This is a genomic window from Pseudomonas sp. GW821-FHT09E04 (assembly GCF_059416185.1).
The window spans coordinates 1,017,817-1,037,438 of the sequence record NZ_JBWKOR010000001.1; the positions used below are offsets into that span (position 1 = coordinate 1,017,817).

The 19,622-nt window shown below is 60.9% G+C and carries 16 protein-coding genes; 5 read left to right on the forward strand and 11 right to left on the reverse strand.

From position 1 onward, the window contains the following. Positions 1–97 precede the first annotated feature (97 nt). Complete coding sequence (locus AC07N4_RS04620) at positions 98–949, forward strand: CAP domain-containing protein (RefSeq protein ID WP_493065061.1); 852 nt, start codon at positions 98–100, stop codon at positions 947–949. A gap of 80 nt (positions 950–1,029) precedes the next feature. On the opposite strand, the gene AC07N4_RS04625 is transcribed toward AC07N4_RS04620, so the two are convergent. The 4 genes from AC07N4_RS04625 to AC07N4_RS04640 all read right to left on the reverse strand — a co-directional run bounded on the left by AC07N4_RS04625 (position 1,030) and on the right by AC07N4_RS04640 (position 6,052). Further along, positions 1,030–1,182: a DUF2474 domain-containing protein gene (locus AC07N4_RS04625; protein WP_074688757.1), complete on the reverse strand. Its 153-nt coding sequence runs from the start codon at positions 1,180–1,182 to the stop codon at positions 1,030–1,032. After that, positions 1,169–2,185, reverse strand: coding sequence for a cytochrome d ubiquinol oxidase subunit II (gene cydB, locus AC07N4_RS04630; protein ID WP_096820195.1), 1,017 nt, complete (start codon positions 2,183–2,185; stop codon positions 1,169–1,171). Before cydB ends, AC07N4_RS04625 begins: the two co-directional genes overlap by 14 nt. 17 nt (positions 2,186–2,202) lie before the next feature. Continuing rightward, positions 2,203–3,618: a cytochrome ubiquinol oxidase subunit I gene (locus AC07N4_RS04635; protein WP_493065062.1), complete on the reverse strand. Its 1,416-nt coding sequence runs from the start codon at positions 3,616–3,618 to the stop codon at positions 2,203–2,205. 109 nt (positions 3,619–3,727) lie between these two features. Beyond that, a complete protein-coding gene (locus tag AC07N4_RS04640) occupies positions 3,728–6,052 on the reverse strand; it encodes an FdhF/YdeP family oxidoreductase (protein ID WP_493065063.1) in 2,325 nt (774 codons plus the stop codon). Positions 6,053–6,408: 356 nt separating this feature from the next. Between AC07N4_RS04640 and moaA the strand changes: the two genes are divergently transcribed. Both moaA and AC07N4_RS04650 read left to right on the forward strand, forming a co-directional pair. Next, entirely contained in the window at positions 6,409–7,407 is a 999-nt protein-coding gene (gene moaA, locus AC07N4_RS04645; protein ID WP_102622075.1) for a GTP 3',8-cyclase MoaA, read from the forward strand. A gap of 28 nt (positions 7,408–7,435) precedes the next feature. Further along, entirely contained in the window at positions 7,436–8,335 is a 900-nt protein-coding gene (locus AC07N4_RS04650; RefSeq protein WP_102622076.1) for a bestrophin family protein, read from the forward strand. 27 nt (positions 8,336–8,362) lie between these two features. On the opposite strand, the gene AC07N4_RS04655 is transcribed toward AC07N4_RS04650, so the two are convergent. From AC07N4_RS04655 to AC07N4_RS04665, 3 genes are all read right to left on the reverse strand, one after another. Further along, positions 8,363–9,649: an ATP-binding protein gene (locus AC07N4_RS04655; protein ID WP_096820199.1), complete on the reverse strand. Its 1,287-nt coding sequence runs from the start codon at positions 9,647–9,649 to the stop codon at positions 8,363–8,365. Beyond that, positions 9,650–10,357, reverse strand: a complete 708-nt coding sequence (locus AC07N4_RS04660) for a response regulator (RefSeq protein ID WP_273535347.1) — start codon at positions 10,355–10,357, stop codon at positions 9,650–9,652. It abuts the gene before it with no gap. A gap of 139 nt (positions 10,358–10,496) precedes the next feature. Continuing rightward, a complete protein-coding gene (locus AC07N4_RS04665; protein WP_085610660.1) occupies positions 10,497–11,105 on the reverse strand; it encodes a MiaE family protein in 609 nt (202 codons plus the stop codon). Between the two features lie 159 nt (positions 11,106–11,264). Between AC07N4_RS04665 and AC07N4_RS04670 the strand changes: the two genes are divergently transcribed. Next, positions 11,265–12,128, forward strand: a complete 864-nt coding sequence (locus AC07N4_RS04670) for a universal stress protein (protein ID WP_096820201.1) — start codon at positions 11,265–11,267, stop codon at positions 12,126–12,128. A 45-nt stretch (positions 12,129–12,173) separates the two neighbouring features. On the opposite strand, the gene AC07N4_RS04675 is transcribed toward AC07N4_RS04670, so the two are convergent. Then, positions 12,174–12,644, reverse strand: a complete 471-nt coding sequence (locus AC07N4_RS04675) for a DUF1289 domain-containing protein (protein WP_085711613.1) — start codon at positions 12,642–12,644, stop codon at positions 12,174–12,176. A gap of 469 nt (positions 12,645–13,113) precedes the next feature. On the opposite strand from AC07N4_RS04675, the gene acnB reads away from it, so the two are divergent. Next, positions 13,114–15,723 carry a bifunctional aconitate hydratase 2/2-methylisocitrate dehydratase gene (acnB, locus tag AC07N4_RS04680; RefSeq protein ID WP_096820202.1) on the forward strand — a complete coding sequence of 870 codons (2,610 nt, stop codon included), beginning with the start codon at positions 13,114–13,116 and terminating at the stop codon, positions 15,721–15,723. A 66-nt stretch (positions 15,724–15,789) separates the two neighbouring features. On the opposite strand, the gene AC07N4_RS04685 is transcribed toward acnB, so the two are convergent. The 3 genes from AC07N4_RS04685 to AC07N4_RS04695 all read right to left on the reverse strand — a co-directional run bounded on the left by AC07N4_RS04685 (position 15,790) and on the right by AC07N4_RS04695 (position 19,471). After that, on the reverse strand, positions 15,790–17,448 hold the full coding sequence (locus tag AC07N4_RS04685) for a SulP family inorganic anion transporter (RefSeq protein WP_493065064.1): 1,659 nt from the start codon (positions 17,446–17,448) through the stop codon (positions 15,790–15,792). Further along, a complete protein-coding gene (locus tag AC07N4_RS04690) occupies positions 17,438–18,055 on the reverse strand; it encodes a ParB-like protein (RefSeq protein ID WP_102622077.1) in 618 nt (205 codons plus the stop codon). Before AC07N4_RS04690 ends, AC07N4_RS04685 begins: the two co-directional genes overlap by 11 nt. Before the next feature lie 135 nt (positions 18,056–18,190). After that, positions 18,191–19,471 carry an HAAAP family serine/threonine permease gene (locus AC07N4_RS04695; RefSeq protein ID WP_493065065.1) on the reverse strand — a complete coding sequence of 427 codons (1,281 nt, stop codon included), beginning with the start codon at positions 19,469–19,471 and terminating at the stop codon, positions 18,191–18,193. Positions 19,472–19,622 lie beyond the last annotated feature (151 nt).

A 19,622-nucleotide genomic window follows, 5' to 3' on the forward strand; every position in this document is an offset into this window, starting at 1 on the left:
CGTTCCGCAGAAAAAACCGCTCGGTGAAGAAAAAGACATTGCGCGAACCCGGGGCCTTTCGCGCATCATGGGCGCACTCAGCCCAAGGGAGATTTCCATGCGCTTCATGCCATCCGTTCTGCGACTCGCCGTGTTGTCCACGGGACTGGCGTTGGCCACCTCGGCCATGGCCACCGACGAGTCGCAACTGGTCGAGTCGATCAACAGCTACCGCAGCCAGCCGCAGCGTTGCGGCACGCAGGCGTCCAGTGAGTTGCCGCCGCTGTCGGCCGACCCGCGCCTGATTCTGCCGGCCAGCGGCGGCGTCGATCTGCAGCAGGCAATGGCCAGCGCCAGCTACCCGATGGTCAATGTGCAGGCGATCACCCTCAACGGTCCTCGGGATGCGGCGTCGGCGATGAAGGCGATTCAGGAGAGTTTCTGCCAGGTGGTGCTGGATCCGCAGTTCGTCGATATCGGCGTCAGCCGCGCCGACCGTGACTGGCGCATCACGTTGGCCCGACCGCTGCTGTCGGCGCGCCTGGGCGATGGGCAAGCCGAAGGCCAGAAATTGCTGACACAACTCAACGCCGCCCGCAGCCAGCCACGCCAGTGCGGCGGCCAGGCCTTCTCCGCCGCCGCGCCGCTGGCGTGGAACGCCGTGCTCGGCGGTGTGGCGCAGGATCACAGCCGTCAGATGGCCAACAACAATTATTTCGACCACAAGGACCGCGACGGCCGCACCCCCGGCGACCGCGCTGAACTGGCCGGGTACAGCGGTCAGCAGGTCGGCGAGAACATCGCCGCCGGGCAGGATACCGTGCAGAAAGTCGTCGCCGGCTGGCTCGCCAGCCCCGGTCATTGCGCCAACCTGATGAACCCGCAATACCGTGAGCTGGGCGCGGCCTATGTCGTCGATCCGAAGAGCAGCGCCGGCATTTACTGGACGGCGATGTTTGGCGGGGAATAAACCTCAAGGCACCCTCCCCATCAGGGGAGGATGCAAAATGCAGGCAATAAAAAACCGGAGCCAGGCTCCGGTTTTTTTGGTCAGTGAGTTCTCATCCCCGCCGCATACATCGCCAGTTTCAGCAGACTCGCCACCACCGCCAGCGAAACCACACTGCCGGACCAGATCAGCAGCAACCAGCCCAGTCGTTTGTACCAGCGGCTTTTCACTTCACGCATTTCAATGGTAGCCATCGCCAATCCTCACTTTGCCGCGGAACACGTAGTAGTTCCAGAAGGTGTACATCAGGATCACCGGCAGGATGAACAGTGCGCCGATCAGGGCGAACAACTGGCTGGTGGCCGGTGATGCCGCCGCCCACAGGCTGACCGAGGGCGGGATGATGTTCGGCCAGATGCTCAGCGCCAGCCCGATGTAACCGAGGAACATCAGCACCAGGGTGAACACGAACGGCCAGTGGGTGTGCCGCTGACGCAGCGAACGCAACAGCCCGAACAGCGACAATGCTGCCAACACCACCAGCCCCGCGAACACGGTCAGGTGCGCATGGTTGAACCAGCGAGTGGCCAGTTCCGGGTGCAGTTGCAGCGTCCACGCGCCGATCACCACCACCATCGCCAGCAACAGCCAGGCGAGCGGACGGCTGTAGTGACGCATCCGCGACTCGAGCATGCCTTCGGTCTTCACCAGCAGCCAGGTGCTACCCAGCAAGGCGTAAGCGACCACCAGACCGACGCCGCAGACCAGCGGGAACGGTGCCAGCCAGTCGAGACCGCCACCGGCAAACTGCCGATCCACCACCGGAATCCCGGCCACATACGCGCCGATCACCACGCCCTGGGAGAACGTCGCCAGCAGCGAACCGCCGATGAACGCCCAGTCCCACAGATAGCGTTTTTCCGCTGGCGCCTTGAAGCGAAACTCGAACGCCACACCGCGGAAAATCAAACCCGCCAGCATGAAGATCAGCGGCAGATACAGCGCCTCCAGAATCACCCCGTAAGCCAGCGGAAACGCGCCGTACAGCGCCGCACCGCCGAGCACCAGCCAAGTTTCGTTGCCGTCCCAAACGGGTGCGACGGTGTTCATCATCACGTCGCGTTCCTGCTCGTCGCTGATCAGCGGAAACAGGATCCCGAGGCCCAGATCGAAGCCGTCCATGATCACGTACATCATCACCCCGAAGGCGATGATCACGCCCCAGATCAACGAGAGATCGATACCTTGAATACCCATGACTCAACGCTCCTTTATCAGTGGATCCGGGTCGCGGATTCGAGGTTGTCGGTGACCGCCGAGAGAGGCCGGCGCGGGGTCTGTATCTGGGTGCCTTCAGGCGGGTGTTCGTGGTGCGGCTGCGGGCCCTTGCTCACCAGTTTCATCATGTAGCCGATGCCCACGGTGAACACCGAGCAGTAGATCACCACGAACAGCGCCAGCGAGGTGCTCATCTGCGCCACCGAGTGATGGGATGCGGCGTCATGGGTACGCATCAGGCCATACACCACCCAAGGCTGACGCCCGACTTCAGTGGTGATCCAGCCGGCCAGCAGTGCGATCAGACCGCTCGGCCCCATCAGCAGCACCAGACGCTGGAAGCCGCGATGACGGTAGACCTTGCCATTGCGCCGCAACGCCAGGCCCAGCACACCGACGAGGATCATCAACATGCCGAGTCCAGCCATTACACGGAAGCTCCAGAAGATCACGGTCGAGTTCGGCCGGTCTTCTTTCGGGAAGCTCTTGAGCGCCGGGATCTGCTTGTCGAGGCTGTGCGTGAGGATCAGGCTGCCGAGGTACGGAATCTCGATCGCGTATTTGGTCTTCTCCGCCTGCATGTCCGGGATGCCGAACAGCACCAGCGGGGTCGGTCCGTTGTCAGCGTCTTCCCAGTGACCTTCGATGGCGGCAATTTTCGCCGGTTGATGTTCCAGGGTGTTCAAGCCATGGGCGTCACCGACCACTGCTTGAATCGGCGCCACGATCAGCGCCATCCACAGCGCCATGGAAAACATCTTGCGCACTGGTTTGGTGTCGTTGCCGCGCAACAAATGCCAGGCCGCCGAAGCGCCGACAAAGAACGCCGTGGCCACGAACGCGGCAATCGCCATGTGCGCCAGACGGAACGGGAACGACGGGTTGAACACGATGGCCAGCCAGTCCAGCGGCATTACCCGACCGTCGACGATTTCGAAGCCTTGCGGGGTCTGCATCCAGCTGTTGGACGCGAGAATCCAGAAGGTCGATATCAGCGTGCCGATGGCGACCATCACCGTGGCAAAGAAGTGCAAGCCACGGCCCACGCGGTTCCAGCCGAACAGCATCACCCCGAGGAACCCGGCCTCGAGGAAGAACGCGGTCAGCACTTCATAGGTCAGCAACGGCCCCGTGACGCTGCCGGCGAAGTCGGAAAACCCGCTCCAGTTGGTGCCGAACTGGTACGCCATGACCAGACCCGAGACCACGCCCATGCCGAAGTTGACGGCGAAGATCTTCGACCAGAAGTGGTAGAGATCGCGGTAAGTGTCGTTACCGGTTTTCAGCCACAGGCCTTCGAGCACCGCCAGGAAACTCGCAAGACCAATGGTGATCGCCGGAAAAATGATGTGGAACGAAACCGTGAACGCGAATTGAATTCGCGCCAGGTCCAGTGCCTCCAGGTTGAACATGATGATGTCCTCATCAAGGCTGAAAAGCGGCAGCACACGGCCGGGCCACCGCCAGGCGTGAACGCCTGCAGCCAGTCAAATTGCAAAAGGGTTGGATCGCGTGGGTCGGTCAGGCCACCGACGACGGGATCAGGTTGCTCGCCTCGGCCGCTTCGAGGCGGATCGCCACGAATTTGGAGGTTGGCGTGTAGGTGCGGTCGCCGTAGCTTTCCAGCGGCACCAGCGGATTGGTTTCCGGGTAGTACGCAGCGGCTTGCCCCGCTGGAATGTCGTAGGCGATCAGAGTGAAACCGCTGACCCGACGCTCGCGCTCGTCGCCCCACAGCGCCACAAGATCAACCTTCTGCCCCGGTTCGAAACCGAGCCGGCGGATATCCTGCTCGTTGGCGAACACCACGTCGCGCATGCCGTAAACCCCGCGATAACGGTCGTCGAGGCCGTACAGCGTGGTGTTGTACTGATCGTGGGAACGCATGGTTTGCAGGATCAGATGCGGTTTGACCGGCAGGTTACGCACACCTTCGCTGATCAGATGCTCCGGCAGCACGCACGGGGTGAACTGGGCTTTACCGGATTCGGTGTTCCAGACACGGTCGGAGGCGTCGTTGCCGAGGTGGAAACCACCCGGGATCAGCAGCTTCTCGTTGAAATTCTCGAAGCCCGGAATCACGTCGGCGATCAGGTTACGGATGCGCCCGTAGTCGCCCACCGCCCATTCCCAGTCGATCGGGTGTTTGCCCAGGGTCGCGGCGGCAATCCCGGCAATGATCGCCGGCTCGGATTTCAGATGCGCCGACTTCGGCTTCAACTGACCGAACGACAAGTGCACCATGCTGAAGGTGTCTTCCACGGTCACGCCTTGCGGACCTTCGGCCTGCACGTCGATGTCGGTACGGCCCAGGCACGGCAGGATCAGCGCGTCACGCCCGGTCACCAGATGGCTGCGGTTGAGCTTGGTCGAGATGTGCACGGTCAGGTCGAGTTTGCGCATCGCCTCGTGGGTGCGCGGGGTGTCCGGCGTGGCCTGGGCGAAGTTGCCGCCCAGACCGATAAACACCTTGGCTTCGCCACGTTCCATGGCACCAATCGCCATGACCGTGTTGTGGCCGTGCATGCGCGGCACCTTGAAGTTGAAGCGCTTTTCCAGGGCATCCATCAGCTCTTTCGGCGCCAGTTCGTTGATGCCCATCGTGCGGTCGCCCTGCACGTTGCTGTGGCCACGCACCGGTGACAGCCCGGCACCCGGACGGCCAACGTTGCCGCGCAGCAGTTGCAGATTGATGACTTCCTGCAGGGTCGGCACCGAGTGCACGTGTTGGGTCAGGCCCATGGCCCAGCACATGATCACGCTCTTGGCGCGGGCATACATGCGCGCGGCCAGTTCGATGTCATGCAGCGGCACGCCGGACTGCTCGACGATGTGCTCCCAGCTCGTGGCATCGACTTCGGCCAGATAGCTGTCCAAGCCCGACGTGTGCTCGGCAATGAACGCGTGATCGAACACCGGTTCGCCGCCCGAGGCCTGGGCCTCACGCTCCCATTGCAGCAGGAACTTGACCATGCCGCGAATCATTGCCATGTCGCCGCCCAAGGCTGGACGGAAGTACGCGGTGTTGGTCGCTTCCCAGCCGTTGCTGAGCATCTCGATCGGGTTTTGCGGATTCTGGAAACGCTCCAGCCCACGCTCCTTGAGCGGGTTGATGCACACCACCTGAGCGCCACGCTTCACCGCTTCACGCAACGGTTCGAGCATGCGCGGGTGGTTGGTGCCGGGGTTCTGGCCGATGACGAAAATCGCGTCGGCATGGTGCAGGTCTTCATAGACTACGGTGCCTTTGCCGACGCCCAGGGTCTCGCCCATGCTCACCGCACTGGCTTCGTGGCACATGTTCGAGCAGTCCGGGAAGTTGTTGGTGCCGTAGGCGCGGACGAACAACTGATAGAGAAACGCCGCTTCGTTGCTGGCACGCCCCGAGGTGTAGAACTCGGCCTCGTGGGGCGATTTCAGGCCTTTGAGGTGCTTGGCGATCAGCGCGAACGCCTCGTCCCAGGTGGTCTCGACATAGCGATCGACCCGAGCGTCGTAGCGCATCGGATGGGTGATCCGGCCCTGGTATTCAAGCCAGTAATCGCTTTGCTCGGCCAGCGTCGACACCGTGTACTTGTTGAAGAACGCCGGATCGACCAGGCGGCCGGTGGCTTCCCAGTTCACCGCTTTGGCGCCGTTCTCGCAGAACTTCAGCATGCTCGCGCCAGGTGCTTCACCCCAGGCGCAACCGGGGCAGTCGAAGCCGCCGTTCTGGTTGGTCTTGAGCATGGCGCGGATGTTTTTCAGGGCGTTTTCACTGCCCAGCCAGTTCTTGGTGAGGCTGATCACAGCGCCCCATCCTGCAGCGGCGCCCTTGTAGGGTTTGTAACGGTCGACTTGTGACATGGGACTTCTCCATGACGATGCACACAGGCAAAAACCTGATCGGGTTTAAACAGCGACGACTGACTTTCAAGTTCAAAAGCGGTCGTTTCGTTTGACGGAGCCAAGGATATGAACCACCGCAAAAACTTGTCTAATCGCTATTAATGACTGCGTTATCGAAATCATCTATCACGGCGTTAAACCCTTTAAATACGGGCACTTGCAAAACTAAGAAGCGCAAAAACCGGAATAATTATTTCATCATCGACAGCATCAATCGGCCGGTCATTAAGAGTGATTGGACGCAGTTCGAAGTTGCTCATAACCTGCGCCGACCCAATCCCTTCAATAGCGGATTTCACCCAAGCGAGGCTGTCATGTCAGAGCGCGTCTTGATCGATGGTTACAACCGCCGCGTCGACTACCTGCGTATGTCGGTCACCGACCGCTGCGACTTTCGCTGCGTGTATTGCATGGCTGAAGACATGCAGTTTCTGCCACGCCAACGGGTACTGACGCTGGAGGAGATCTATCAACTGGCGCAGAGCTTCGTTGCGCTGGGCACCCGCAAGATCCGCCTGACCGGCGGTGAGCCGCTGATTCGTCCCGGTGTCGTCGGGTTGTGCAAGCAGATTGCTGCCCTGCCCGGCCTGCGCGAGTTGTGCCTGACCACCAACGGCTCGCAGCTCGGCAAACTCGCCAGCCCGTTGTTCGATGCTGGGGTGAAGCGCCTCAACGTCAGCCTCGACAGCCTCGATGCCGCGCGCTTCAAGCAGATGACCCGCACCGGCGACCTGGCACAAGTGATCAACGGCATCGATGCCGCCCGTGAGGCCGGATTTACCCGCACTAAACTCAACTGCGTGGTGATGCAGGGCCGCAACGATCACGAGATCAACGACCTGGTGCAGTTCGCCATCGAACGGGATCTGGATATTTCCTTTATCGAGGAAATGCCGCTGGGCATCATCAGCGAACACAGTCGCGCCGAGTCGTTTTTTTCCAGCACCCAGGTGCGCGAAAAGATCGCCGAACGCTACACCCTGATCGATTCCGCCGAGTCGACCCAGGGCCCGTCGCGCTACTGGCGGCTGGCGGAGGCACCGCACATTCGGCTGGGGTTCATTTCGCCCCACAGCCACAACTTCTGCGGCACCTGCAACCGGGTGCGGCTGACGGTCGAGGGGCGTTTGCTACTGTGTCTGGGGAACGAGCATTCGGTGGATTTGAAAGCGGTGCTGCGCGCCCATCCGGGTCAACCGGAGCGGCTGGAGAAAGCGATCATCGAAGCGATGAAGCTCAAGCCTTACCGGCACAACTTTGAAGTGAACGACGACGTGCAAGTGGTGCGTTTCATGAACATGACCGGCGGCTGAACCGCCACGTTTTCAAGGCAAAAAAAGCATGATCATCCGGCCCAAGATCAATCAGTTCGCCGTCCTGTTTACCCTCAAGGGGTCGATTGCCAAGCGCATCGCCCTGCGCACCCTGATGGTCACGCTGCTGGCGTCGGCCATCGTGCTGGTGGAAATGCTCCACCCGAGCAACTTCACCAAGGTCAACGCCACGCCATTCACCTTGCTCGGTCTGTCACTGTCGATCTTCATGAATTTTCGCAACAACGCCTGCTACGACCGCTGGTACGAAGCGCGCAAGGCCTGGGGTGAGGTGATCGTGCATGTACGTTCGGTGATCCGCGAAACCCACGTCATCCGCGAGTCGGCGCAGCGTCGGCTGTTGCTGCTCAACCTCTGCGGCTTTGCCCATGCCCTGAACGCGCGGTTGCGCCGGGAAAACGAAGCCGCCGCCAGCGCCGAATGGATCACGCCACAACACGATGCACTGGTGCCGGACTACAGCGGGCGCATTTTGCAAACCGTCGGCCAGCAATGTTCCGATCTGCATGAGGCAGGCGATCTCAGTGAATGGCGCTACATGCTGCTGGCCAATCACCTGACCAGCCTGACCCAGGCGCAAGCCGTGTGCGAGCGTATCAAGAACACGCCGCTGCCCTTCCCTTACACCCTGCTGCTGCACCGCACGATCTACCTGTTCTGCATCCTGCTGCCGTTCGCCATGGCCGAACCGCTGGGCTGGCTGACGCCGCTGTTCACGGCGATTGTCAGCTACACCTTCTTCGGTCTGGATGCGATTGCCGATGAACTGGAAGACCCGTTCGGCCGGGATGAAAACGACCTGCCGACCGATGCGCTGGTGCGTGGCATCGAGCGGGATATTCTGTCGGAGCTGGGGACTGAGCCGTTGCCGCCAGCGCTGAAACCGGTGGACTACGTGCTCAGTTGATTGGACACCTCGGGAGAGGAAATGCAATCAATCCAGATGCGCCCAGGTCATACGAAATGACGCCCCACCCCACGGTGAGTCGCCAACCTCGACCCGACCACCATGGGATTGCGAAACCCGCCGCACCAGTGCCAGCCCGAGACCAAAACCACCAGTGCGGCGGTCGCGACTCGCGTCCAGGCGCGAGAAGGGTTCGAAAATCTTCTCCCGACCGGCCAGCGGTACACCCGGGCCGTCGTCATTGACCTGCACTTCGTATTGATCGCCGATGCGCACCAGCGACACCTCGACCCGCTGCTCGGCATAACGAATGGCATTGCGCAGCAGATTGATCACCGCCCGCGCCATGAAACGCGGCTCGATCCGCACTTCTTCGACCCGGCATTCGCCGATCAGCAATTGCACCCCGGCGGCCTCGGCTTCCAGGGCGACGCTGCCGACCACACTGTCGAGCCAGTTGGCGGCCTGAATGTTTTCACGGGTGATCACGGTCGCGCCGCGTTCGAGGCTGGCGTAGGTCAGCAGCTCGGAGACCATTTCTTCCAGCTCGCCAAGGTCGGCGTACATGTCGGCGATCAGTTCGCGGTTCTGGCTGGCGTCCGGTTGTTGCTTGAGCTGGTCGAGTTCGAACGACAGCCGGGCAATCGGCGTGCGCAGTTCATGGGACACGGCGTTGGTCAGTTCGCGCTGATTGGCGATCAGGCCTTCGATGCGCGCCGCCATCAGGTTGAAGTGTTCGGCCAGATCGCGAATGTTCGAGCGTTTGGAGAGCTGGATGCGCGATGACAGGTCGTTGTCGCCAAAACGCTCGGCGGCCAGTCGCAGTTTTTCCAGATCGCGCCAGTGCGGACGGACCCAGAAGTACAAGACGATGCCAAGCAGCACCGCCAGCATCAGATAGGCCGCTGCGATGTAGAACGGCATCAGGCTCGGCTCGGGCGGCAATTTGATGCTGAGTACCTGCGAACCGCCGTCGATGTTGCTGATGAATTGGGTGTAGTTGTCGCGAATCACCAACAGGTTCTGTGCCAGTTCAGCCTTTTCCTCGGGCGTCAGGGCCAGTTGATCGGACTCGATCAGGTTCAACGTCAGCCCGTAATGCGGACGCAACGCCTCCAGCTGCGCCTCGCGCGCCGCACCTTGCTGGTCGCGCATGTGCTCGATCAGCGACCAGGCCTGGCCCCGCACCGCCTCGCGGTTGTAGGCCTGCATCTGGTTGTCGAGCAACGCGTTGAAGGTGTGTTCGACGGTTTGCAGCGCCGCCACCAACCCGACTGTCATCACCAGAAACAGTCCCAGAAATAACCGCAACATCTACAGCTCCCACGCGAACGGATTGAACAGATAGCCCTTGCCCCACACGGTCTTGATGCACACCGGTTCGCGGGGATTGTCCTTGAGTTTGTTGCGCAGCTTGCTGATGTACACATCGACGCTGCGATTGAGGCCATCGAAAGCGATGCCGCGCATGCGATTGAGAATGTCATCGCGCGACAGGATATTGCCGGCGGCACTGGCCAGCAGCCACAGCAGTTCGAATTCCATGGTGGTCAGCTCGATCAACTCGCCCGCCAGACGCACTTCGCGGCAACTGCGATCGATGATCAGATGGCCGAACTCCAGCGAGCTGACCACGCCGCTGTCCGGCACTTGCCGACGTTGTAGGGCACGCAGGCGTGCCAGCAGGACCGGCGGTTTGATCGGTTTGATCACGTAGTCATCGGCCCCGGACTCCAGGCCCAGAATGTGGTCGAGGTCATCTTCCTTGGCGGTCAGGATGACAATCGGCGTGTCCGACACGCTGCGGATTTCCCGGCACACGTGCAGGCCGCTTTGCCCCGGCAGCATCAGGTCGAGCACCACGACTTTGGGCTTGAATTCGAGAAACGCGGCCACGGCCAGATCGCCGCGATGCACCGTGCGTACCTCGTAGCCGTGTTGTTCGAGAAAGTGCGCGATCAGCGCGGCCAGGCGCTCATCGTCTTCCACCAGCAGGACTCTGCCAAAACCCAGGTTATCCATAACAACCGTCGCCAACCCTCAGTGAAGTGGGCGCCATTATGGCGGCATTCGCGGGCCAGACGTTTATCGCAGGCAGCAAAAACCGGCCACTTGGGCCGGTTTTCGTTGATGTTTCATACTCTTAAGAGTTTTTAACAATTCATGCCGCGACGGGCACGCCGCTGTGGAAACGGAATTCCTCGTCCGGCGATTCGATCAGGTCCTGCTCGGCGGCGCGGACTTTCTCGATCACCTGGGCAATGTCCTTGGCGTCGCCGTACTGGTAAGCCAGTTTCAGATAACCCTGGAAATGCCGGGCCTCGCTTTTCAGCAGGCCGAAGTAAAACTTGCCGAGTTCTTCGTCCAGATGCGGCACCAGTGCTTCGAACCGCTCGCAACTGCGCGCTTCGATGAAGGCGCCGACCACCAGGGTGTCGACCAGTTTCACCGGCTCGTGGCTGCGCACCACTTTGCGCAGGCTCGAGGCATAACGGCCGGCGTGGAGCTGGCGCAGTTCGATCTTGCGCCGTTTCATGATGCGCATGACCTGTTCGTGGTGAACCAGTTCTTCCCGGGCCAGACGCGACATCATGTTGATCAGATCGACGTGGGAATGGTACTTGGCGATCAGGCTCAACGCGGTGCTGGCGGCCTTGAACTCGCAGTTCTTGTGGTCGATCAGCAGGGTTTCCTGATCGGCCAGCGCGGCCTGGACCCAAGCGTCAGGCGTGCGGCAACCAAGGAATTCGTGGATTTCGGGAAGGATCATGGGGCTCACGGTCAAAAGGTGTTCGAGCGAAGGGCGCCGATTATACCGGCCTGCCCGCAGACCACCAGCCGCCCGCGTTGATATGCATCAAGTCGCAGACGGATGAGCAGCAACTATAGTTGTGCAACGCCGTGCCTTTTCATTGCTGGAGACTCACTCATGCAAGCCATTCGCAGCATTCTGGTGGTCATCGAACCCGAACACGCGGAAAGCCTGGCGCTCAAGCGCGCCAAGCTGATCGCCGGGGTGACCCAGGCCCATCTGCACCTGCTGGTCTGCGACAAGAAGCACGATCACGCCGGCATGCTCAGCGTGCTCAAGGCCGCGCTGCTGGCGGACGGCTATAGCGTCACCACCGAACAGGCGTGGAACGAGAGCCTGCACGAAACCATCATCGATGTGCAGCAAGCCGAAGGCTGCGGGTTGGTGATCAAACAGCATTTCCCCGACAGCTCGCTGAAAAAGGCCCTGCTGACCCCGGCGGACTGGAAACTGCTGCGCCACTGCCCGACCCCGGTGCTGCTGGTGAAGACCTCGGCCTCCTGGAAAGACCGAGTGATTCTGGTGGCGGTCGATGTGGGCAATGCCGATGGCGAGCACCGCCACCTGCACACCACCCTCATTGATCACGGCTATGACATCGCGAGCCTGGCCAAGGGGCATCTGCACGTCATTACCGCCCATCCGTCACCGATGCTATCGGCGGCAGACCCGACCTTCCAGCTCAAGGAAACCATCGAGGCGCGCTATCGCGAGCAATGCCGGGCGTTCCAGGCTGAATTCGATGTCGACGACGAGCATTTGCATGTCGAGGAAGGCCCGGCGGATGTGCTGATTCCATTTATGGCGCACAAGCTGCAGGCGGCCGTGACCGTGATTGGCACCGTGGCGCGCACCGGGTTGTCAGGGGCGCTGATCGGCAATACCGCCGAAGTGGTGCTGGATGCGCTGGAGAGTGATGTGCTGGTGCTCAAGCCGCAGGAGGTTGAAGACCATCTGGTGGAGTTGGCGGTGAAACATTAAGCATTGTTGTCATCCTGTGGCGAGCGTGTTCGCCACAGGTAATGCTCACTCGCCCAGCGCATCCTTCAGAAAACCGGGCGCGATGTAGCGCTGATAGTGCGCTTCCGACAGCAGGAAAAATTCCCGATCAATGGCATCGCGCAGTTCCGGCAGGTTCCAGTCGCGAAACTCCGGCAGCAACACCATCCCGTAGGCTTCCAGATTAATGATCACCCGCGCGCCCCGGGCGATCAGCTGATAGGCCCAGCAATATTCCGATTGGTGCGGCACGAAGCGGATCTTGCGCTGTTCCAGTTGCTGGCGCAGCCGCGCCGGGTCGAAGACTTCGACCTTGCTGGCCATCACTTGTGACAGCAATTGCTCAAGACGCAGCCACACCGCGCGTTTTTCTTCCTCGTTGTAACCGTTCCAGTGGATCACTTCGTGGTGGAAACGCTTGCAGCCACGGCACACCAGATCACCGTAAACAGTGGAGCAGAGGCCGACGCAGGGGGTCTTGATGGTCTGATTGGGCATAGAATGGGCAAAACACTTGAAACGCGGAACAGGTCGGCATGTTAGCCCTTTGTCCGGCATTCATCACCCCTCAAACGTCAGGGACAAGTGCTGGATCAAGGTTTGCCCCACCCGTGCACAACGCAACCAAAGTCCAATAGAGCGCGACTTACCTTTAAATTTTTTTTGCCGTAGAATCAGCCAGCCTTTTTAGGCGCCAATGTCCGTTAGAAGCTGTTTTCAAAGCGTCACGAGCACAGTCGTTCCTTCAGAGCGGTGTTGGCGTAAGGTTTTTCCAGCGGGGAAAAGCCATACGCCAACCCTCATCAGCTCCCCGTTCTGCAGGCGTAAAACTTTGAAAGCAGCTTCTGTAAGGAATTGCCTGTAATTCTGGCCGAACGACCCACAACGTCGTGAGGAGCATGAGTACGGCAATTTCGGGATGAGCGTCCCGGACACCCATTTGGGACCACTGATGAGGGTAATAACTGTGCTTGAAGCCTACCGCAAACATATCGAAGAGCGTGCAGCCCTGGGTATCGTTCCCCAGCCGCTTAACGCCGAACAAACTGCAGGCCTGGTCGAGCTGCTGAAGAATCCTCCGGCTGGCGAAGAAGCTTTCCTCGTTGACCTGATCACCAATCGCGTTCCACCAGGAGTGGACGAAGCCGCCTACGTCAAGGCCGGTTTCCTCTCCGCACTGGCCAAGGGCGAAGTCTCCTCCCCTCTGCTGGACAAGAAGCGCGCTGTAGAACTGCTCGGCACCATGCAGGGCGGCTACAACATCGTGACCCTGGTAGACCTGCTGGACAACGCCGAGCTGGCGCCAGTGGCTGCCGAAGAACTCAAGCACACCCTGCTGATGTTCGATGCCTTCCACGACGTGGCTGAAAAAGCCAAGAACGGCAACGTTCACGCCAAGGCCGTGCTGCAATCCTGGGCTGACGGCGAGTGGTTCAAGAAGCGCCCTGTGCTGGCCGACAAGATCAGCCTGCGCGTCTTCAAGGTCACCGGCGAAACCAACACCGACGACCTGTCCCCTGCTCCAGACGCCTGGTCGCGTCCAGACATCCCGCTGCACGCCCTGGCCATGCTGAAAATGGCCCGTGACGGCATCGTTCCGGACGAGCAAGGCAAGACCGGCCCGATGAAGCAGATCGAAACCATGCGCGGCGAAGGCTTCCCGATCGCCTACGTCGGTGACGTGGTCGGTACCGGTTCCTCGCGTAAATCCGCGACCAACTCGGTCCTGTGGTTCTTCGGCGACGACATCCCTTACGTGCCGAACAAGCGCGGTGGCGGTTTCTGCTTCGGCAGCAAAATTGCTCCGATCTTCTACAACACCATGGAAGATGCCGGCGCACTGCCAATCGAGTTCGACGTATCGAACATGAACATGGGCGACGTGATCGACCTGTACCCGCACGCTGGCAAAGTCTGCAAGCACGGTACCGACGAAGTCATCACCACCTTCGAAATGAAGACCCCGGTTCTGCTGGACGAAGTCCGCGCCGGCGGCCGTATCCCGCTGATCATCGGCCGTGGCCTGACCGAGAAGGCTCGCGCTGAACTGGGTCTGCCTGCGTTCGACCTGTTCAAGAAGCCGGAAGCTCCGGCCGAAAGCACCAAGGGCTTCACCCTGGCGCAGAAAATGGTCGGCAAGGCTTGCGGTCTGGCAGAAGGCAAAGGCGTTCGTCCTGGCACCTACTGCGAACCGAAGATGACCACCGTAGGTTCTCAGGACACCACCGGTCCAATGACCCGTGACGAACTGAAAGACCTGGCGTGCCTGGGCTTCTCCGCTGATCTGGTGATGCAGTCCTTCTGCCACACCGCGGCTTATCCAAAGCCGATCGACGTGACCACCCACCACACCCTGCCTGACTTCATCATGACCCGCGGCGGCGTTTCCCTGCGTCCGGGCGACGGCATCATCCACTCGTGGCTGAACCGTATGCTGCTGCCAGACACCGTGGGTACCGGTGGTGACTCGCACACCCGTTTCCCGATGGGCATCTCGTTCCCGGCCGGTTCCGGTCTGGTCGCGTTCGCCGCTGCCACCGGCGTCATGCCGCTGGACATGCCGGAATCGATCCTGGTGCGCTTCAAAGGCAAAATGAAACCTGGCATCACCCTGCGTGACCTGGTTCATGCCATTCCTTACTTCGCCATCCAGAACGGCCTGCTGACCGTCGAGAAGAAAGGCAAGAAAAACGCCTTCTCCGGCCGCATCCTGGAAATCGAAGGCCTGGAAGGCCTGACCCTGGAACAGGCTTTCGAACTGTCCGACGCCTCGGCCGAACGTTCGGCTGCCGGTTGCACCATCAAGCTGTCGAAAGAGTCGATCACCGAGTACCTGAACTCCAACATCACCCTGCTGCGCTGGATGATCGGCGAAGGTTACGGCGATGCGCGTACTCTGGAACGTCGTGCTCAAGCGATGGAAGCCTGGGTTGCCAACCCTGAGCTGATGGAAGCCGATGCCGACGCCGAATACGCCGAAATCATCGAAATCGATCTGGCCGACATCAGCGAGCCTGTGCTGTGCGCGCCGAACGACCCGGACGACGCCCGTCTGCTGTCCAGCGTTGCTGGCGAGAAGATCGACGAAGTGTTCATCGGTTCGTGCATGACCAACATCGGTCACTTCCGCGCTGCCGGTAAACTGCTGGATCAGGTCAAAGGTCAGCTGCCAACTCGTCTGTGGCTGTCGCCGCCGACCAAGATGGACGCTCACCAACTGACCGAAGAAGGCTACTACGGCATCTACGGCAAGGCCGGCGCACGCATGGAAATGCCAGGCTGCTCGCTGTGCATGGGTAACCAGGCACGCGTTGAGCCGAACAGCACCGTGGTGTCGACGTCGACCCGTAACTTCCCGAACCGTCTGGGCGACGGCGCGAACGTCTACCTGGCTTCGGCTGAGCTGGCGTCCGTTGCTTCGATCCTGGGTCGCCTGCCGACCGTCGAGGAGTACATGGAATACGCTGGCAAGATCGACAGCATGGCGGCCGACGTTTACCGCTACCTGTCCTTCGACCAGATTGCCGAGTTCCGTGAAGCTGCTGCGAACGCCAACATTCCGGTCGTTCAAGCCTAACGCTGCAACGCAATGAAAAACGCCGCCCATCGTGAGATGTGCGGCGTTTTTTATGCCTCCGGAAACTCATGCATTGAGCTTGAGTGCCTGCTGTACCGCCTCGTCCACACTCAAACCGCTCAGCAGTACCTGCTCGCGTTCCAGTTCTGGCAATTGCGCCAGCACGGTCTGCGCCTCATGTTTGAGGCGCGCCAGAATCAACAGTTTGTCCTCGGCCCGCACCTGCAGGAAGAACGCTTCCAGCGCTTCGATGCTGGTGCCGTCCAGGTCCGGCGATTCTTCCAGACTCAGGATGATCGTGTGCACCGCTGCCGGCGCATGACGGGCCAAGCGCAGCGCGCCGCCGAGAATGCGCTCCACATTGGCGAAAAACAGCGCCTCACTTGGCCGCACAATCAGCACGCCGGGGATTTCCCGGGCATCCGGATGGCGCTGCACGTCGACATAGTCGTGACCACCGCCCATTTGCCCCAGCACCTGGATATCCGCCGATGACATCTGTTTCAGCATCAGCACCACGCTGATCGCTACCGCCAATAGCAAACCGTCGAGCACGCCCAGTACCAACACCGCCGCCACGGCGCAGATCACCAACAAGCGATCGCGGCGCCAGATAAAGTAGCGGCCCAGCGGTTGCAGGCTCAACGCCCGTCCCAAGGCATGGATCACAATAGCGGCCAGCACCGGTTCCGGGGTCAGAGCGATGTACGGCAGCACCGTCAACACGATCAGCAGCACCACTGCCGCCGCGACAATACCCGCCAATCGCGACGTGGCGCCTGCCGCTTCATTGGCCGATGTTGCCGAATACCCCGCTCCGGCCGGCATGCCATGAAACAGCCCCGACAACAGATTGGACGCGCCTAGAGCCAACAGATCGCGGTTCGAAGAGACCTTGTCGCCGTGCTTCAGGGCAAACGAGCTGATCGAGCCATAAGACTCGGCATACAGAATCATCACCATGGCAAACGCCAGCTCCCCGAGGCGCAGCCAGTCGGCAAACGGCATGTTTGGCAGGCGTGGCACCTCCAGCGCCAGATCGATGACCCCGATCAGTTTCACCCCGTGAGCCGGCAGGTTCAGCCATTGACTGGCGGCAATACCCAACGCTACGACGATCAGTCCACCCGGCACTCGACGAAACCGCGCGCAGAGCATCAACACCAGCAACGCCACCAGCGCGATCCCGGCACCCGCCACGTTCCATTGCGGCCACTGCTCCAGCAACTGCGGCAGGAAGCGAATCAGGTTGCTGTCCGTCAGGTGAACATCGACGACGCTCGCCACCTGTTTGAGGATGATCGTCACCGCCAGCCCCAGGGCGAACCCGCGTAACACCGGTTTGGCGATGAAAGAAGTCACGCTGCCGAGCTTGAACAGTCCCGCCAGCAGAAACAGCACGCCGGTCATCAACACCAGACCGACCGCCAGGCTCAGGCGCAATGCCGGATCACCACCGGCCAGCGAAGCCGTCGCCGCTGCCAGCACCGCTGCCGAGGATGAGGTGGCCGAAACCACGGCAAACCGACTGGTGCCCATCAGCGCGTAACACAACAACCCGGCAAACAACGCGATCACCCCGGCCTGGGGTGGCAGCGCGGCAATGCTGGAGTAGGCCACCGCCTCGGGCAGCAACAGGCCGGCAATCGACAACCCGGCCAGCAGATCCTGACTGCGACTTTGTACTTCGGGTCGGGAAGCAGCGCTCAGGGGTTCAGTTGACAATCGGACCCACCCACCCCGGCAGATACCGAGCCTCCTGGCTGCGCGCCAGGTTCATGGCTTTGGTCTGTAATTTTTGGCTCAGATCGTTGATCTGGTCGCTGGCGATGCGGCTGCGAAAGAAGTCCGCCCAGAGGAATTCGCTGTAGGGCGTAGCGTCCTTGGCGTAGCCACCGGCCCGGCGCAAGCGTCCGGCAAGGCTGCGATAAGGATCGTCCTGCAGATCGACTATGGATTTGGGAATGGCTTCGAAGGAGCGCCTGGCACCGCGACCATCATAGGGATGCGCCCACTGGTTGAAGTTCATCACGCTCCAGAACGTCACCGGGTCGACAAAGGAAAGGTCCTTGAGCACCAGCAATGAAGCCTTCTTGACCTCTTCCTCAATCAGCGCAAGACCGAAGTGGTGGTGATCGACGATGTAATAGACGCCTTCAGGCCCGAGCACACTGGGGAACCAGTGATTATCCAGCGCTGCCGCCCGCTCCTTGCGTTTGAGCTTCTTCCATTCCTGACGCTTGTCGGCGACTTCGGCGAGGCCGACCGTGAGCTGGGTGGGATGGAGTTTTTCCAGTTTGGCGCTGATCAGTTGCGGTCGGGCACGGGGCATGGGGCATCTCCGGGAAAAGTGCCTTTCAAGCGTAGCCGTTTATGTCGTGGGATGTGTGCCCTGGATCAGGCACCGGAAGGTCTTGCAAAAACGGGGGCGAATCGCTCGCCCCCGCTTGGTGCTGCTGGTCTGGAATCAGGCCGTCAGCGAGTAGATCAACGCCGAAATCGCCACCAGGCCGACGGCGGTGACAAACACGTTCGACGCCTGGCCACGATAGCGGGCCATTGCCGGCACTTTGCGGACCGCATACATCGGCATCAGGAACAGGATCGCCGCGATGACCGGGCCACCGATGGTCTCGATCATGCCGAGAATGCTCGGGTTCAGGGTCGCTACGATCCAGCACACCACCAGCATGAACGCCGCAACGATGCGATCCAGCGCCTTGGCGCCCGGACGCTTGCCGCTTTTGACGATCAGGCCTTTCAGACCTTCGCTGGCACCGATGTAGTGACCGAGGAACGACTTGGAGATGGCCACGAACGCAATCAACGGCGCTGCGAAAGCGATGGTCGGGTTGCTGAAGTGGTTGGCCAGGTACGACAGGATCGACAGGTTCTGCGCCTTGGCTTCAGCCAGTTGCTCTGGCGACAGGGTCAGCACGCAGCTGAAGACGAAGAACAGCACCATCACCACCATCAGCAGGTGGGCGCGGGACAGGATCTGCGAGCTGCGCTCGTCGGCGTGAACGCCGTAACGACGCTTCTGGTCCACCGCAAACGCCGAGATGATCGGCGAGTGGTTGAACGAGAACACCATCACCGGAATCGCCAGCCACAGCGTGTGCAGCAGCGCCGACGGCGCCGGCACCTGCGAAGCGGTGGACAGGATGCCGCCGTTCCAGTGCGGAATCAGGTACACGGCGAGGAACAGCAGCGCAACGATGAACGGATACACCATCAGGCTCATCGCCTTGACGATCACTTGCTCGCCGCAGCGCACCACAGCCAGCAGGCCGAGGATCAGCACGAACGACAGCAGCGCGCGCGGTGGCGGCGTGATGTGCAGTTGGTGTTCGAGGAAGCTGGCGACCGTGTTGGTCAGGCCGACGCTGTAGATCAGCAGGATCGGGAAGATCGCGAAGAAGTACAGCAACGTGATCAGCGCACCGGCCTTGATGCCGAAATGCTGCTCCACCACCTCAGTGATGTCGGCGCCTTCGCGACCGGAGAGCACGAAGCGGGTAAGACCGCGGTGTGCGAAGAAGGTCATGGGGAAGGCCAGCAGCGCGAGGATCACCAGCGGCCAGAAGCCACCCAGACCTGCGTTGATCGGCAAAAACAGGGTACCGGCGCCGATGGCCGTCCCAAACAGTCCCAACATCCAGGTAGTGTCATGGCGATTCCAGCTCGACAGTTGCGCTGGTGCTGCCGCTTCAAAGCGTTGTTCGACGCTATTGGCCTGATCATTCATCCGGTCGGATCTCCGCATTCCGGTCACTTGCCACTCGGTCAGGACGCGTCGGAAAAAACCGACAGACATGCTCCGGCCGAAACAGGGGCGCGATTCTCCGCGATAAATGAGCGGAAGCAAAGACTTAGCTGAGGAATGGTTGTGCGGGGCA

Bases quoted from the DNA above. Each gene is read 5' to 3' on its own strand.
- AC07N4_RS04695 (WP_493065065.1), bottom strand. From the start codon at position 19,471: ATGAATGATCAGGCCAATAGCGTCGAACAACGCTTTGAAGCGGCAGCA.
- AC07N4_RS04665 (WP_085610660.1), bottom strand. From the start codon at position 11,105: ATGATCCTTCCCGAAATCCACGAATTCCTTGGTTGCCGCACGCCTGAC.
- AC07N4_RS04635 (WP_493065062.1), bottom strand. From the start codon at position 3,618: ATGTTCAACCTGGAGGCACTGGACCTGGCGCGAATTCAATTCGCGTTC.
- AC07N4_RS04690 (WP_102622077.1), bottom strand. From the start codon at position 18,055: ATGCCCCGTGCCCGACCGCAACTGATCAGCGCCAAACTGGAAAAACTC.
- AC07N4_RS04640 (WP_493065063.1), bottom strand. From the start codon at position 6,052: ATGTCACAAGTCGACCGTTACAAACCCTACAAGGGCGCCGCTGCAGGA.
- AC07N4_RS04670 (WP_096820201.1), top strand. From the start codon at position 11,265: ATGCAAGCCATTCGCAGCATTCTGGTGGTCATCGAACCCGAACACGCG.
- AC07N4_RS04675 (WP_085711613.1), bottom strand. From the start codon at position 12,644: ATGCCCAATCAGACCATCAAGACCCCCTGCGTCGGCCTCTGCTCCACT.
- AC07N4_RS04620 (WP_493065061.1), top strand. From the start codon at position 98: ATGCGCTTCATGCCATCCGTTCTGCGACTCGCCGTGTTGTCCACGGGA.
- AC07N4_RS04660 (WP_273535347.1), bottom strand. From the start codon at position 10,357: ATGGATAACCTGGGTTTTGGCAGAGTCCTGCTGGTGGAAGACGATGAG.
- AC07N4_RS04655 (WP_096820199.1), bottom strand. From the start codon at position 9,649: ATGTTGCGGTTATTTCTGGGACTGTTTCTGGTGATGACAGTCGGGTTG.
- moaA (WP_102622075.1), top strand. From the start codon at position 6,409: ATGTCAGAGCGCGTCTTGATCGATGGTTACAACCGCCGCGTCGACTAC.
- AC07N4_RS04650 (WP_102622076.1), top strand. From the start codon at position 7,436: ATGATCATCCGGCCCAAGATCAATCAGTTCGCCGTCCTGTTTACCCTC.
- AC07N4_RS04625 (WP_074688757.1), bottom strand. From the start codon at position 1,182: ATGGCTACCATTGAAATGCGTGAAGTGAAAAGCCGCTGGTACAAACGA.
- cydB (WP_096820195.1), bottom strand. From the start codon at position 2,185: ATGGGTATTCAAGGTATCGATCTCTCGTTGATCTGGGGCGTGATCATC.